15 protein-coding genes and 1 tRNA gene are annotated in these 13395 nt (G+C 69.2%); 8 read left to right on the top strand and 8 right to left on the bottom strand.

Annotation, left to right across the window (positions count from 1 at the left end):
• The first annotated feature begins 714 nt into the window (after positions 1-714).
• On the top strand, positions 715-1092 hold the full coding sequence (gene cutA, locus ABZ470_RS10305; protein ID WP_362911103.1) for a divalent-cation tolerance protein CutA: 378 nt from the start codon (positions 715-717) through the stop codon (positions 1090-1092).
• On the opposite strand, the gene ABZ470_RS10300 is transcribed toward cutA, so the two are convergent.
• The 3 genes from ABZ470_RS10300 to ABZ470_RS10290 all read right to left on the bottom strand — a co-directional run bounded on the left by ABZ470_RS10300 (position 1052) and on the right by ABZ470_RS10290 (position 3622).
• The gene (locus ABZ470_RS10300; protein WP_362911102.1) at positions 1052-2047 is read right to left on the bottom strand and encodes an XRE family transcriptional regulator; all 996 of its coding nucleotides are present in this window, start codon (positions 2045-2047) and stop codon (positions 1052-1054) included. The genes cutA and ABZ470_RS10300 overlap by 41 nt on opposite strands.
• Positions 2048-2480: 433 nt before the next feature.
• Positions 2481-2570, bottom strand: a tRNA-Ser gene (locus ABZ470_RS10295).
• A gap of 488 nt (positions 2571-3058) precedes the next feature.
• The gene (locus ABZ470_RS10290; protein WP_352014836.1) at positions 3059-3622 is read right to left on the bottom strand and encodes a YceI family protein; all 564 of its coding nucleotides are present in this window, start codon (positions 3620-3622) and stop codon (positions 3059-3061) included.
• A 101-nt stretch (positions 3623-3723) separates the two neighbouring features.
• On the opposite strand from ABZ470_RS10290, the gene ABZ470_RS10285 reads away from it, so the two are divergent.
• A complete protein-coding gene (locus tag ABZ470_RS10285) occupies positions 3724-4236 on the top strand; it encodes a MarR family transcriptional regulator (RefSeq protein ID WP_352014837.1) in 513 nt (170 codons plus the stop codon).
• Here ABZ470_RS10285 and ABZ470_RS10280 read toward each other — a convergent pair.
• Positions 4196-4705 (bottom strand): SigE family RNA polymerase sigma factor, encoded by a 510-nt coding sequence (locus ABZ470_RS10280; RefSeq protein ID WP_352014838.1) that lies wholly within the window; start codon positions 4703-4705, stop codon positions 4196-4198. The two genes, ABZ470_RS10285 and ABZ470_RS10280, sit on opposite strands and share 41 nt — an antisense overlap.
• Before the next feature lie 306 nt (positions 4706-5011).
• Between ABZ470_RS10280 and ABZ470_RS10275 the strand changes: the two genes are divergently transcribed.
• Positions 5012-5989: a hypothetical protein gene (locus ABZ470_RS10275; RefSeq protein ID WP_352014839.1), complete on the top strand. Its 978-nt coding sequence runs from the start codon at positions 5012-5014 to the stop codon at positions 5987-5989.
• Between the two features lie 5 nt (positions 5990-5994).
• Positions 5995-6840, top strand: coding sequence for a MauE/DoxX family redox-associated membrane protein (locus tag ABZ470_RS10270; RefSeq protein ID WP_352014840.1), 846 nt, complete (start codon positions 5995-5997; stop codon positions 6838-6840).
• A 124-nt stretch (positions 6841-6964) separates the two neighbouring features.
• Here the strand turns inward: ABZ470_RS10270 and ABZ470_RS10265 are convergent, their stop codons facing one another.
• Positions 6965-8146 carry an ATP-binding protein gene (locus tag ABZ470_RS10265; RefSeq protein ID WP_352014841.1) on the bottom strand — a complete coding sequence of 394 codons (1182 nt, stop codon included), beginning with the start codon at positions 8144-8146 and terminating at the stop codon, positions 6965-6967.
• A 380-nt stretch (positions 8147-8526) separates the two neighbouring features.
• Here ABZ470_RS10265 and ABZ470_RS10260 point away from each other — a divergent pair, with 380 nt between their 5' ends.
• Genes ABZ470_RS10260 through ABZ470_RS10245 form a run of 4 tightly spaced genes read left to right on the top strand, consistent with a single transcriptional unit; the run spans position 8527 to position 11942 of the window.
• Positions 8527-9297, top strand: a complete 771-nt coding sequence (locus ABZ470_RS10260) for a M15 family metallopeptidase (protein WP_352014924.1) — start codon at positions 8527-8529, stop codon at positions 9295-9297.
• 53 nt (positions 9298-9350) lie between these two features.
• On the top strand, positions 9351-10214 hold the full coding sequence (locus tag ABZ470_RS10255; protein ID WP_362911101.1) for an NUDIX hydrolase: 864 nt from the start codon (positions 9351-9353) through the stop codon (positions 10212-10214).
• 31 nt (positions 10215-10245) lie between these two features.
• Entirely contained in the window at positions 10246-11253 is a 1008-nt protein-coding gene (locus ABZ470_RS10250; protein WP_362911100.1) for a permease, read from the top strand.
• A complete protein-coding gene (locus ABZ470_RS10245; protein WP_362911099.1) occupies positions 11250-11942 on the top strand; it encodes a TIGR03943 family protein in 693 nt (230 codons plus the stop codon). The genes ABZ470_RS10250 and ABZ470_RS10245 overlap by 4 nt, the downstream gene beginning before the upstream one ends.
• A gap of 6 nt (positions 11943-11948) precedes the next feature.
• On the opposite strand, the gene ABZ470_RS10240 is transcribed toward ABZ470_RS10245, so the two are convergent.
• The 3 genes from ABZ470_RS10240 to ABZ470_RS10230 form a co-directional block, all read right to left on the bottom strand.
• Positions 11949-12716, bottom strand: a complete 768-nt coding sequence (locus ABZ470_RS10240; RefSeq protein WP_362911098.1) for a PrsW family glutamic-type intramembrane protease — start codon at positions 12714-12716, stop codon at positions 11949-11951.
• A gap of 91 nt (positions 12717-12807) precedes the next feature.
• Entirely contained in the window at positions 12808-13182 is a 375-nt protein-coding gene (locus ABZ470_RS10235; protein WP_362911097.1) for a cadmium resistance transporter, read from the bottom strand.
• A 2-nt stretch (positions 13183-13184) separates the two neighbouring features.
• A complete protein-coding gene (locus ABZ470_RS10230; protein WP_362911096.1) occupies positions 13185-13373 on the bottom strand; it encodes a hypothetical protein in 189 nt (62 codons plus the stop codon).
• Positions 13374-13395: the final 22 nt, after the last annotated feature.

Genomic DNA, 13395 nt, shown 5'->3' with positions numbered 1-13395 from the left:
TTGCCCCGTCTTGCTCATACATGGAGGCACGGCCCAGGGCGGCCACAGGTGTCGACGCTACTCGGTGGGCTGGGGCTGAGGTACGAAGTCCCAGACCTTCGATCGCCCCCGACCACCCACGAAGATCGGCCACCGTCAGGCGATCGTCAGGGCGGCGCCGGTCCACCGCCGAATCTATGGTTCGCTGACACCGACCGAGACCGATGGCTTGATGGCCATCAAGGTAGTTTGCAGCAGGCCTCCGAGGTTTTCCGCACTACCGGAGGTTCATTGCAGATTCCCACTGGAACGCCTCAGCGGGAAGGCCCTTGAGCTGCGACTTTAATCTTGGGTCCTCATCGCCTTTGTAGAGGGAACGCAACGCGGGCCTGATGATGGGATGGCCGAGGATCGTGCTGTCTTCATGGCCCTTGTGAGTGGCGGCGGTGTGGCCCCAGTGCGGCGGCTGGTGGTCGCGTACGGCGCGTGGGCGGTGCGGCGGGCGGCCCGTGGTCCCGCCGCCGGCCGAGACCGGCGCCCACGCCGCACGCTCGGGCGGCGTTCGGGCGGCGGGCCGTGGGGGGGGGGGGGGGGGGGGGGCCCCCCCCACGGGGGGGGACAAATAGAAAAGGTTGTCATGAGTGTGGGGTGCGATGGGGGTTTGGTGTGGGTGGGGGGAGGGCTGGGGGTCGGGGGGCCGTGCGGCGGCGCGCCGCGCCGCCGCACTTGATACCCATGAGAACAATTCGGCAGTGTTGCAGCGTGATCGGGAACGCTTCGGATTGTGCAGAGGTTCGGGTCACTGTCAGCGGCCGTGAGGAGGCGTCGCGGATTTGTTCGGCAGTGGTGGAGGAGCGGTTGGCCGCTGCGGCTCAGGTCGTCGCGCCGATCGAGTCCGTCTACTGGTGGGCCGGGAAGATCCGGCGCTCGGATGAGTGGCTGGTGGTCATGATGACGACCATCGGCCGGTTCGAGGCTCTGGCGGCGCGGGTGCGGGAGTTGCACTCCTATGAGGTGCCGCAGATCGTCGCCGTTCCCCTGGTGGCCGGGACGGCTGACTATCTGGAGTGGATCAGGCGGGAGACGTCCCCAGAGCCCGGCGGGTGGAAGTGATGTCTGCCAGGAGTTCCCGGGCAGCCTGGTCCTTCTGCCCGGCAAGGGTCTTTTCGACGGTGGCGAGATGCTGCAGTCCCCAGGTGGATTCACTGCGCCGGGCGGATTCCAGGGCGCGGCGGGCGTAGGTGACACCTTCGGTGACGTCGCCGATCTGGAGTTGGGCCTGGGCGATGTCGGCGTAGACGACGGCGACCTTCTTGTGGTCGGTGTCTTGGGCGACGGCCGACAGCGCGGCCTGGCCTGCCTCGATCACCTGGTGGTCGTCGCCGAGCCGTACGTAGGTGGACAGTTGGAAGGCGGCCATCCGGCCGACGTCCAGGAAGCGGGTCCAGGCGCGTTCGCGGTGTGGGCGGGCACGGCTGTAGGCGTCTTCGGCCTGGTGCAGGAGGCTGACGGCATGTCGGTCTCCGAGGGCGGCGAGTTCTTCGGCCTGACGGCTGAGCAGCCAGGCCCGGGTGGCGTCGTCACCGTGGGCGGGCAGGAACTGCTGGGCGTGGCGTACGGCCTCGTGAGCGGCACGGCCTTCGACGGCGTACGACTTGTAGGCATGGGTGCACGCCTGGATGATCTGGTGCCCGCTTTCCTTGGCGGCCAGGGTCGAGACGCGGTCGAAGGACAGGGACTGGCCGGGCTGCTTGAGGTCCCAGGCGATCCAGGAGGCGAGAGTGGCGGCCTCGCCTGCGGTGGCGGCCAGACGTCGGCGGAACCTCTCGGGCGGGCCGCTTTGGAGCAGGTTGCTCAGTTCGGTGATGTGGGTGGTGAGGCCCTGGTAGATGGCTCGGGCGGGAAGCACGTACTCCAGGCGGTGAAAGCCGACGGTGCGGGCTTCGAGACGTTCGACGGTGTCCTCGTCGAGTGCTTGAGGGCCGGTGAGTGCCCGGGACAGGCGCTCCCAGGGGTCAGCGATACTGGCCGCGGCTTCGGCCGTCATCCCGGTGGCAAGTAGGAGCATCGTTCGGCGGTCCACGTGAGCGTCCAGCCTTCCCACGATCCAGGCCAGTGTCAGAACATCGGCGTCCCAGGGGACGGCGCTGTGATTCTGGCCGACAGTGACAGGGCTTTCCACGCTAAGCAGGCCGCTTGTCGACGTTCCATCCCGAGGCGGGATAACCGGGGCGGGATGTGAGGCGGTGTCGATCACCTGCGGTGTGGTGGAGCGGGCGGGGGCGAGACCGAGAGCCAGGCGGGCGCTGTCGGGCATCTGGAGCCCTTGGGCGACCCGTTCGATCACCTCAAACGAGGTGACCTGCACGGTTCCTTTCATGATCTCGCTGGGCGAGGCCTGAGCCTTCGTTGTGCCCCCGTTGCAACTAGAACTACAACTAGAAGCCCCTCATAGATCAAAAAGGCCCTCTCCCTGAGATCGGGAGAGGGCCTCTGACCTGCGGAGGCTCGGGGATTTGAACCCCGGATGGGCGGTAAACCCAAACCGCATTAGCAGTGCGGCGCCATAGACCTGACTAGGCGAAGCCTCCTGGTTGCCGAGTGGCTCAGCATAGAGTACCGGCCATCAGGCGAGGCAGCAAAGCGGTTCCCGCAGACGCCGTGTCGGGGAGGCGTGTACCGGTTATCCACTCCTGTGGATAACTTTGTGCACACCTGTGGACGATCAGCGATTCTCGCAGGCAGACACGGCTGTGGGTCTGGGGATTCCCGCCAGACGAGACGTCCGGTACCACCTGACGGAATATCAACTTCCCAGGAAAGCCGGGGGGTACTGCCCCGACCACACTGGCGGGCGCCGGACCCCAAGCCCAGCCGTGCCCAAAGACCACATGAGTGATCTCACCGGAAAATCCACAGGCTCCCTCCCGAACACCGGAAAGGAGCCTGTGGACAACGAATCCCGAACGCCGGGAGGGAACCTGTGGACGACGACTATCGGGCGACGAAGGTCACGACGCCGGGCAGGCGGCGAGGACCACGACGCCACGCGGGCCAATCGACCCTCCCATGACGATCGTCAGGCGGCGGGGTTGGCCTCGCCCTCGATCTCGATCTTGATCTTCTTGCCGACCAGGACGCCACCGGTCTCCAGCGTCTGGTTCCAGGTCAGGCCGAACTCCTCGCGGTCGATCTCGGTCGTGATGGAGAAGCCCCACACGGACTGGCCCCAGGGGTTGGTGCCCGCGCCGCCGTACTCGACGGTGAGCTCGACCGGCTTGGTGACGTCGCGGATGGTGAGGTCACCGAGGACGGTGAACTCGTCGCCGGAGTGGCCGACCACGCGCGTGCTGCGGAAGGTGATCTCGGGGAACTTCTCGGCGGCGAGGAAGTCGTCGCCACGCAGGTGGCCGTCGCGGTCGGCGACGCCGGTGCTGATGCTCTCGGCCTTGATCGTCAGCTCGGCGGAGGACTCAAGGGGGTTCTCGGCGACGGTGACGCTTCCGGCGAACTGGTCGAAGTGACCGCGGACCTTGCTCACCATCATGTGCTTGACCATGAAGCCGATCCGGGTGTGGGCGGCGTCGAGGTTGAAGGTACCTGCGGCGGGGAGCTGAAGGTTCTCCCAGGTCCGAGTGGTCATGGCTACTCCTGAAGAGGTGCTTGCAGTGCGGATGTTTGCGTCAACAGATTTCTACATGAGGAATATTCCCCACGTCAACCATCATCGGTTAAAGTGGAACGGTGACCTCCTTTGACGACTCCCGGTTAACGGCCATGGGCCTGTTCGCGGAAGCCTTCGGCGGCCTGCTGGCGAAGACCCACACCTCCTTCGCCGAGGCGGGGCTCTCGGACATCGACTTCGAGACCCTCATCCGGTTGGCACGTTCCCCGGGCAGGCGCCTGCGCATGAGCGACCTGGCCGCGCAGACCAGCCTGTCCACCAGTGGGGTGACCCGGGTCGTGGACAGGCTGGAACGTGAGGGACTGGTCGCACGGCAGGCGTGCGCGACCGACCGCAGGGCCTCCTACGCCGTGATCACCCAGGCGGGCACGGACCGGCTCACCGCGGTGCTCCCCCGGCACCTGGCGGACATCGAGGAGTGGTTCACCGGCCTGCTCCCCCCCGAGCAGCTCGATGTCTTCCTCGACATGCTGCGGACGATCCGCGACGCCGTACGGCCGTGCGCGACGGCCGGGGCGGAGTCCGGGGAGTCTAGCGCTGGGGCTGCGGCTGTCGCTGCTCAGGAACCGTGAGATCGCCGCGTAGCCGCGCCATCGCCCTGGAGACCGTGCTCTTGACGGTGCCGACGCTGATGCCCAGCGCCCTGGCGATCTCCGGCTCGGTCATGTCCTCGTAGTAGCGCAGCACGACGGCGGTCCGCATCCTGGTCGGCAGCCGGTCGAGGGCCTGTTCGACCTGCTCGGGCAGATGGCCCGAGCCGCTGACGAGGACGGGCTCGGGGATCTCCTCGGCGGGATACTCCTCCAGCTTGCGCCGCCGCCACCAGGAGATGTTGATGTTGACCATCGCCCGGCGCACGTAGGCGTCGAGCGCCGCGCGGTCGTGGATGCGGCCCCAGGCCAGATAGGTCTTGAACAGGGCGGCCTGGAGCAGGTCCTCGGCGTCACTGGGATGCCCGGTGAGCTGACGGGCCGCGCGCAGCAGTGTCGGACCGCGAGCAACGACGTACTCGCGGAACTCCTCATGGATTCCGCCGCTCACCGCGATCACCAGCCTGTGGTCAGGTGTGCCTCGTGGCCAGAATCGCAGCCAGAGCCCCTAAACCGGCTGAACCGGAACCTATATTTCGTCCCGTCAACAGCAAAGAACGCCTCCCCCAGGCAGAGGTGTCCCAAGTCGGAGTCAGGTACTGGTTTGCCCTAGAACGGGGAATGACGCGTTCCACCGGGAGGGGGAATTTTGCTACCCCGCCACCCCACCGACAGGATTATTGGCCGAAGCGAACGGCGAGACTCCCGTGAGCGTGTGACGCTGACCGGGAGACCTTCGCGAAACATGGGAGTGACGATGCCGTATCGCAGCGCCGACCGCCGCCGCGTGCTGGCCGCCGCCGTGCTTGGCAGATCCCTCGACTCCCCCGGCTCCCCCGACGAGCGGGAGCCGGACCCCGAGGCCGACTCGGAGGAGGGGGAGCCCCTGCGTTCGATCACCGGCGAGATCCTGGACGTGAGCCCGCACCTGATCGTCGTGGAGACCCCCGAGGGGGAGGAGGAGCGGCTCGTCATCGCGCCGTGGGCGACCGCATGGCGCGGTGAGAACGTCTCCCCCGCCGACCTGCCGGTCGGTGCCCACGTGATCGTCAGGGCCCTGCAGGGCGGCCGGGTCGTCGACCGGATCTGGGCCGACATCACCCGCATCACCGGCGTGATCCAGTCCGTCGGCAGCGGCCGCAGGGACCTCACGGTCGAGCTGTACTGCGGGCCCCACCGGGGGCGGCGCACGATCGTCATCCCCTACGGCGCCTCGGGACGCCTGCGGGTACGGCACCCGCAGTTCGAGCCCGGCTACCTGTTCGACGCCATCGGAATCCGCGAGGACGGTGTCGCCCACGCCCGTCTGCCCGCGACCTCCCAGCCGCCCTACCGGTGGACCTCCGTGCCGAAACCGCCTCCCGGGTACGGCGCGCAGGCCCGCATCTCGGGCACCTCGACCTGGTCCGACACCTTCGACTGGGGTGAGCGGGGCGTGGCCTATCCCATGCTGGAACACGCCGACAGCGACTGCCAGGACGCCGGCGTGTCCTGTACGGCGCTGCCGTACCTCGCGCTGGGTTCCGCGCTCAGCGTGCGCAACGTGTGCGCCGGGCGGACCTCGGTGCTTCCGATCGTGGCCTGCGGCTGCCTGGCGGGCCGGTTCTGCGACCGCTGCCTGGAATGCGGCACCTCTCCCCGTGGCCGGATCGTGGAACTGTCGCCGGTCTCCTTCGTGGAGCTCGGCGGGGAGCTGACCAAGGGGTGCTTCAACGCCCGGGTCGGATTGGGGTGACACAGATGCTGACGATGATCGCCGCCGCGCAGCTTCCGGTGCTGAGTGCGCTGCTCGTCGCGGGAGCGCTCGCCAAGGTGTGGACGGCCAGAGGCGAGGCGGAGCCGGGCGTGCTGAGCAGGCTCGGTCCCGCGGTGCTGGTGGCCGACCGCTGGCGCGCGCCCGCCATGCTCGGCTGCGCGGCCGGTGAGGTGGTCCTGGTCGCCGGGCTGGTGACGACGGGTCATCCGGTGTTCCGCTGGGGTACGGCCGCGTTCTTCGCCGTGTCGACCTACGTGCTGTGGGAGCTGCGACGGCGCCGTCCGGACGTGGGGTGTGGCTGTTTCGGCGAGGTCAGCGCGGTGCCGGTCGGGCTGCGCTCGCTGGGGCGCACCATGGTGCTGACCGCCATGTCCCTCGGGCTGGTCTGGACGCCGCGGATTCCGGGCTGGGCGCTGTTGTCCGGTATGAACTGGACGCAGGCGGTCGCCGCCCTGGGCGGGCTGCTGGTGCTCGCCGTACTCTCGCCGGAGATCGAGGAGGCGGCGGCGCGGCTGCGGTATCGCGCGCCGTGTGAGCAGCGCCCGCTCGACCCCGCGCACGCCCTCGGCCGACTGCGGGCGAGCGCGACCTGGCGCTCACACGTGAAGCTGCTGTCGAGCACCGAGCCCGTGGACAGCTGGCGTGAGCTGTGCTGGCGGTTCTTCGTCTACGAGGGGCGCGGTCACACGGGTGAGCCGGTCGAGGTGGTCTTCGCGGTCTATCTGAGCGGGCGGCACCCGGCGGTGCGGGTGGCGATGGTCGGCTTCGACGGTCAGCCGGTCGAGGAGATGTCTCTGCTGGAATCTATGCCCGTATCGGCTGGACGCTAGAGAGCCCTAGATCTTTCTAGCGGTTCCATACAGCTCTATACGGCTCTCTAGCTTCCCCACTAGAGAGCCGTATAGAGGGCTAGGGCCCCGTGTAGACCGTGACATCACTATATCGAACATGTGTTCAAACGGGCTGGGAACGCAGGAACTTTCCGAAGTGTGGCACCGTGAACGCGATGAACCCGCGCTCGGCGCTGTAGATCAGACCCTTCTTGATCAGGCTGTCACGGGCCGGGGAGAGGCTTGAGGGCTTACGGCCCAGCCCCTCGGCGACCTCCGCGGTGGCCACCGGCTCGTCCCCGATGGCGGCCATCGCGTGCATGTAGTCACGCTCGGCGGGTGTCGCCCGCTCGTATCGGCTGCCGAAGAAGCCGACCGCCAGTTCTTCCTCCGCCTCGGGCGCGGAGACCTTGATGTCGTCGGCGGTGATCGGGCTGCTCAGCGCCAGGTCCCAGGCCACCTTGCCGTAGGCCTGGACGAAGTAGGGGTAGCCGTCGGCCGCCTCGTAGAGGGCGTCGAGGGCCTCCTGGGTGAACTCGACCCCCTCGCTCTCGGCCGGGGCGATGAGCGCCAGGTCTGCCGCCTCTCGGTCGAGCCGGTCGATCCTGGCGTAGCGGAACAGCCGTTCGGAGTAGCTCTTGCTGGCCGACAGCACACCGGGCAGGTGCGGCAGGCCCGCGCCGACCACGATCAGCGGGCCGCCGCTCTGGGACAGCTCGTGGCAGGCGGCGCAGAGCGCGGAGACGTCCGGCGCCTGCACGTCCTGCATCTCGTCGATGAACAGGGCGATGCCGACCCCCAGGTCGGTGGCGACCCCGGCGGCGTCGACGAACAGCTCGGTGAGGTCGATCTCCAGGTCGCCCGAGTCGGCGCGGCCCCGGCTCGCGGGCACGTCGATGCCCGGCGACCAGTGCGAGGTGCCCTTGGCCGCGCTCGGGTCGCGCATCGCGAAGGCCTTGAGCACGCCGAGGAACTCCTCGATGCGCTCCGGCGCGCGGTGCCGGGGGGCGAGCTCACGGATGGCCAGGTGCAGCGCGGCGGCGACCGGGCGCCGGATCGACTGGTCGGGCCTGGCCTCGATCTTTCCCGTGCCCCACAGCCGCTGCATGGCCATGGACTTGAAGGTGTTCAGCAGGACGGTCTTGCCGACGCCGCGCAGGCCGGTGATGACCATGCTGCGCTCGGGACGACCGCGGGCCACCCGCTCCAGGACGATCTCGAACTGCTGCAGCTCTCGGTCACGCCCGGCGAGCTCGGGAGGGCGCTGCCCCGCGCCGGGGGCGTACGGGTTGCGCACGGGGTCCACGGTCTCGGACTTTATGACGGGATATAGCGGCCGAGGTAGATTTCCGTAGAAAGGGCTACGGCGTGTCGCACGAGGCCGTGCGCAGGGGTGCGTCGCGGGGATATGGGGTGTCTCGGGCACCGCGAGCATCGCCATGACACACCCCCATCTGGGCAGACACCGCCCGAACCCGTGTTCGATCCGGTGCGACCGACTGTAGCGCCCCTTCGAACACCTGCGCGGGATTTTCGCCAAAAACCTCGGCCAAGGAACGTCAGGGCGCGGGCGACCGTACGGGGCGGTGGGGCGCGGCGGCTACCCTTTGTCACGTCAGGTGGCCGGACGACTACCACGGTCCGCCCGGCGTGCGGCGACGACAAGTGAGAGGCTCACGACTCGTGATGCGTAGTATCCAGGCGACGCTCGCGGTGGCCACCGCCTGTCTCACGACCGGTCTCGCGACGGCGTGCGGCACGACCACCGCCCAGCGGCCCGCCTCCGGTTCCCCCGTCTCCCAGACCTCCGCGGCCGACGAGACGGCCCAGAAGACGGTCCAGGAGACGGCACCCCCGGCTCCGGGCTCGACTCCGAGCCGTACGGCCCCGCCGAAGTTCTCGGCCACGGTCTCCAAGGTCACCCGTGAGCAGGTCAAACACTCCTGGCGGCCGGGTTGCCCCGTCCCCCTCGACGGCCTGCGGATGATCACGATGACCTACTGGGGCTTCGACGACAAACCCCACACCGGCAAGCTGGTCGTGAACAAGGACGCGACCGAGGCCATCACCAAGGTCTTCGGCCGTCTGTACGACTGGCGCTGGCCCATCTACAAGATGGAGCCCGTCGACGCCTACAAGGGCGACGACTTCGACTCCATCGACGCGAACAACACCTCGGCGTTCAACTGCCGCGCGGCGACCGGGTCGAGTCACTGGTCCCAGCACGCCTACGGCAGGGCCGTGGACATCAACCCCCGCGAGAACCCCTACGTCTCGGCCGACGGCTCGGTTGCGCACAAGAACGCCAGGAAGTTCGCCAAGCGCCCGGTGGACGCCCCCGGCGTGGTCAACCCCGGCGACCGGGTCGTCAAGGCCTTCGCCCGGGTCGGCTGGGGCTGGGGCGGCGACTGGTCGGGCATCAAGGACTACCAGCACTTCTCCGCGGGCGGAAACTGAGCGCCCGCCCCGCGATCAGAACCGGCCGGAAGAGGCGGTGCGATGATGGGGGCATGGCGGCCAAGGACGGGGACGGGTGGGTCGAGTGCGCGCTCGGCCATCGGCACTGGGGGGTGTACGGCGCGGCCGGACTGCTGGCCGTGCATCATGACGACGCCGGCACCCCGCGTGTGCTGATGCAGGAACGTGCCGGGTGGAGCCATCACGGCGGCACGTGGGGCCTGCCCGGCGGCGCGCTCGACAGTCACGAGAACCCCGTGGCGGGCGCGTTCAGGGAGGCGGGCGAGGAGGCCGGGCTGGACGGCGACGACCTGCGGATCCAGGGCGTCTACGTCGACGATCACGGCGGCTGGTCCTTCCACACGGTGATCGCCGCGAGTCCCCGGCTGCTGGACGCCCTGCCGGCCAACGACGAGAGCGTCGACCTGCGCTGGCTCACCCCCGACGAGATCCCCGACAGGCCGCTGCATCCCGGTTTCGCGGGAAGCTGGCCGGTGATCGGGCGGGCGCTCGGTCCCGTGCTGGTCGTGCTCGACGCCGCGAACATCGTCGGCGCCCGTGCCGAACACGGCTGGTGGCGTGACCGCGCGGGGGCCACCGCCAAGCTGGTCTCCGAGGTCGGCGCCCTGGCGGCCAGCGGCGTGCGCGCGCTGCCCGCCAGGACACCCACGCTGACCAGGTGGTTCCCCAGGTTCGCCGTGGTGGTCGAGGGGGCGGCCCGTGACGTCCCCGGGGTTCCCGGGGTCACGATGATCTCCGCGCCCGGCAGCGGTGACGACGCCGTGGTGCGGGCCGTACGGCAGGCGCCGGGGTGGGAGCACGTCCTGGTCGTCACCGCGGACCGGGGGCTGCGTGAGCGGGTCGTCGCGCTGGGCGCGGACGTGACCGGTCCCAGGTGGCTGTTGTCCCAGCTGTGATGGACCGTAGGGATCTGACACGATATGGATCATGTTTGGGTCCCGGAGTGGCTGGGATGACGAGGGGGTTCTGCCGCCTGACTCGTGGGGGCGGGGCACGTCGCGACTGCCGTGGGGGTTCGCGTTCGTCGTCGTCCTGTTGGTCGTGGGCAGGCTCACCCTCACTCCCCACCTGACCTCGCCCGCCCTGCGGACCTGGGCGACGGTGTTCGTCGCCGTGTGCGTGCAGGCGCTGCCGTTCCTGGTCTTCGGGGTGGCGCTGTCCGCGGCGATCACCGCGTTCGTCCCGGCGTCCTTCTGGACCAGGGCGCTGCCGAGGCGTCCTGCCGCCGCGGTGCCGGTCGCGGGCCTGGCGGGCGCGGTGCTGCCGGGGTGCGAGTGCGCCTCGGTGCCGGTGGCGTCCGGCCTGATGGCGCGGGGGGTGACGCCCGCCGCCGCGCTGGCCTTCCTGCTCGCCTCCCCGGCGATCAACCCGGTGGTGCTGGTCTCCACGGCCGTCGCCTTCCCCGGGCAGCCGATGATGGTCCTGTGCCGGTTCGGCGCGTCGCTGGCCGTCGCGGTGCTGACCGGCTGGCTCTGGTTGCGGTACGGCCGTCACGAGTGGCTGCGCGTTCCCTCCCATCCACACGGTGCGGGCGGCAGGCTCGCGAGGTACGGCGAGGCGATGCGGCACGACCTGCTGCACGCGGGCGGATTCCTTGTCGTGGGAGCCCTGGCCGCGGCCACGCTCAACGTCGCCGTCCCCCGGGAGTGGCTGGACGCGGTCGGTGGGGTGCCGTGGCTGGCCGTACCGGTGATGGCCGTGCTCGCGGTGCTGCTGTCGATCTGCTCGGAGGCGGACGCGTTCGTCGCGGCCTCGATGACCGCGTTCCCCGCGACCGCGAAGCTGGCCTTCCTGGTGGTCGGGCCGATGGTCGACCTGAAGCTGATCGCCCTGCAGGCGGGCACGTTCGGCAGGGCGTTCGCGGTCAGGTTCGTCCCGGTGACGTTCGCGCTCGCCGTACTGGTGAGCGCCCTGTTCGGAGAGGTGCTGCTGTGAGCCGCGTGACCCAGAGCCTCGTCCTGGCGCTGCTCGGCGGCGTCGTGTTGTGGATCTCGGGGTTCTCCACGAGCTATCTGAACTACGTCAAACCGGGCTTCCGGCCGTTCCTGGTCGGGGCGGGGGTCGTGCTGGTGGTTCTGGGCGTCGCGGGGCTGTTCACCAAGCGCAAACATGACCATGATCACGGACACGGGCACGGGGTCGCGTGGTTGTTGTGCCTGCCGGTCTTCGCGATCCTCCTGGTGGCGCCGCCCGCGCTCGGCTCCTTCGCCGCGGCCAGGTCGCAGGCGCCCGCGCTGCCCAAGCGGGATCCCGGCGCCTTCGCTCCGCTGGCCGGGGGCGGTCCCGTGGACATGCCGATCGGCGAGTTCATCGGCAGGGCGTGGGACGACGACAAGAAGTCCCTCACCGGCCGTGCCGTCCGGCTGACCGGCTTCGTCGTCCCGGCCAGGCGCGGGGGCGAGTGGTACGTCACCCGGATGCAGATCGCCTGCTGCGCGGCGGACGCCTTCGCGCTGAAGGTCCTGGTCAAGGGGATCAAGGCACCGCCGAGGGACACCTGGGTCGAGGTCACCGGGACGTGGGTCCCGCACACGTTCGGCAAGATGCCCAACGGGTTGATCTACCCCGAGTTGGCGGGGACCGGGCTGGCGAGGGTACCGGCGCCCGCAGAGCCGTACGAGTAGGGCCTCCTAGGCCGAGGACGGTGCCGTCTCCGACAGCGTGGCCTTCTCCAGGTCGCGGGTCGCCCGATGGAACAGCCAGTAGCTCACCGCGGCGACCACCGGGAAGAAGAGCTTGACGCCGCCGGGCAGGTCGAGGATGAGCAGGCCGTCGTTGAGCGAGTGGAGTACGGCCGCCGCCGCGAAGGCCGCGGTGACCGCGCTGGTCAGCACGACCCGTCTTCTGGTCTGCCACACCCCGAAGGCGACCGCGCAGACCAGGCCGGTCCAGGCCAGGTGGCTGAACGGGGTGGTGAGCCCCCGCATGAACAGCACCATCCCCGCCTCAACGGCGCTGTCGTGCCTGATGCTCTTCCAGGCGTACGACATCGACTCCATGATGGCGAAGCCGGTCGCGCAGGACAGGCCGAGCGCGACGCCCGCGGGCTTGGTCAGGTGCGCCCCGGTCAGCGCGACCGCGAGCAGGGGGACGAACTTGGCCGCCTCCTCGATCCAGCCGACGCGCAGGATCGTGGGGTTGTCCTTCTCCGAGATGAGCAGGGCGTCGAAGTAGCCGCCGAGCAGCAGGGCGACACCCCCGCCGAACAGGAACATCCCCACCAGCGTGGTGCCCGGCACGCTGTCGCCGATGCGGGTGCGGTCGTGGATGGCGAGGAGGAGAGCGGTCGGACCCGCGGCGGCGCCGTAGAAGAAAGCCGCGGGCATCACGGCGCGGTTGCCGACCATTTCCATCATGAAGATCAGGGAGGCGGACAGCGCCATCATTGCGATCCACACTTTGAACCATCTATGGCGATAGAACCGTAAATGTCCTCGCATGTGGAACTATTCCCCATTCGAGGCCGTGCAAATTCGGACGAATGGTGCATTATTCGCTAAAGAGCGTGCCCGCCAGGATGGTCACGCCGATCACCATGAAGATCACGGGAACGAGCCACCGCCCCCACCGGTCGACCAGGTCGATGACCCTTCCGTGGGAGCCGAGCCAGGAGGCCGTGACACACCAGAGCGCCACGAGCACCGCGAAGACCGCGACCGTGACGAGGCTCGCCGCGGTGCCGGCCGTACGGAACAGCGGGGTGTAGACCGAGATGTTGTCGGCGCCGTTGGCGATGGTCACCCCGGCGATCGAGACCACCCCGGAGGCGACCGGCCGCTCGTCGTCCGCCTTCGCCAGGAGTCCCCGCACCCCCAGGCCGAACGGCACCAGCCCCAGCAGCCCGACCCACCGGTCCGGAACCACGGTCAGTCCGAGCGCCGCGACGGGGACACGGCCACCAGCGCCGCGATGCCGGTGTACTGCCCCGCGACGATCTTCCACGGCCTGGGAGTGGCCTTCGCTCTCGCCGCCAGGAACAGTACGGTCAGGATGACGATGTCGTCCACGTTCGTCCCGGCGAAGACGACGGCCGCCGTACCGATCGTTTGCCACACGTGGGCATTATGTCGGCTGGGG

It is taken from the genome of Streptosporangium sp. NPDC020072 (genome assembly GCF_040631445.1).
GTDB lineage: Bacteria > Actinomycetota > Actinomycetes > Streptosporangiales > Streptosporangiaceae > Streptosporangium.
This window is presented reverse-complemented; position numbering and strand designations above follow the sequence as displayed.

What these genes read in the sequence shown, in the direction of transcription:
- cutA (WP_362911103.1), top strand. Translation starts at nt 715, where the DNA reads ATGAGAACAATTCGGCAGTGTTGCAGCGTGATCGGGAACGCTTCGGAT.
- ABZ470_RS10300 (WP_362911102.1), bottom strand. Translation starts at nt 2,047, where the DNA reads ATGCTCCTACTTGCCACCGGGATGACGGCCGAAGCCGCGGCCAGTATC.
- ABZ470_RS10290 (WP_352014836.1), bottom strand. Translation starts at nt 3,622, where the DNA reads ATGACCACTCGGACCTGGGAGAACCTTCAGCTCCCCGCCGCAGGTACC.
- ABZ470_RS10275 (WP_352014839.1), top strand. Translation starts at nt 5,012, where the DNA reads ATGCCGTATCGCAGCGCCGACCGCCGCCGCGTGCTGGCCGCCGCCGTG.
- ABZ470_RS10270 (WP_352014840.1), top strand. Translation starts at nt 5,995, where the DNA reads ATGCTGACGATGATCGCCGCCGCGCAGCTTCCGGTGCTGAGTGCGCTG.
- ABZ470_RS10260 (WP_352014924.1), top strand. Translation starts at nt 8,527, where the DNA reads ATGCGTAGTATCCAGGCGACGCTCGCGGTGGCCACCGCCTGTCTCACG.
- ABZ470_RS10255 (WP_362911101.1), top strand. Translation starts at nt 9,351, where the DNA reads ATGGCGGCCAAGGACGGGGACGGGTGGGTCGAGTGCGCGCTCGGCCAT.
- ABZ470_RS10250 (WP_362911100.1), top strand. Translation starts at nt 10,246, where the DNA reads ATGTTTGGGTCCCGGAGTGGCTGGGATGACGAGGGGGTTCTGCCGCCT.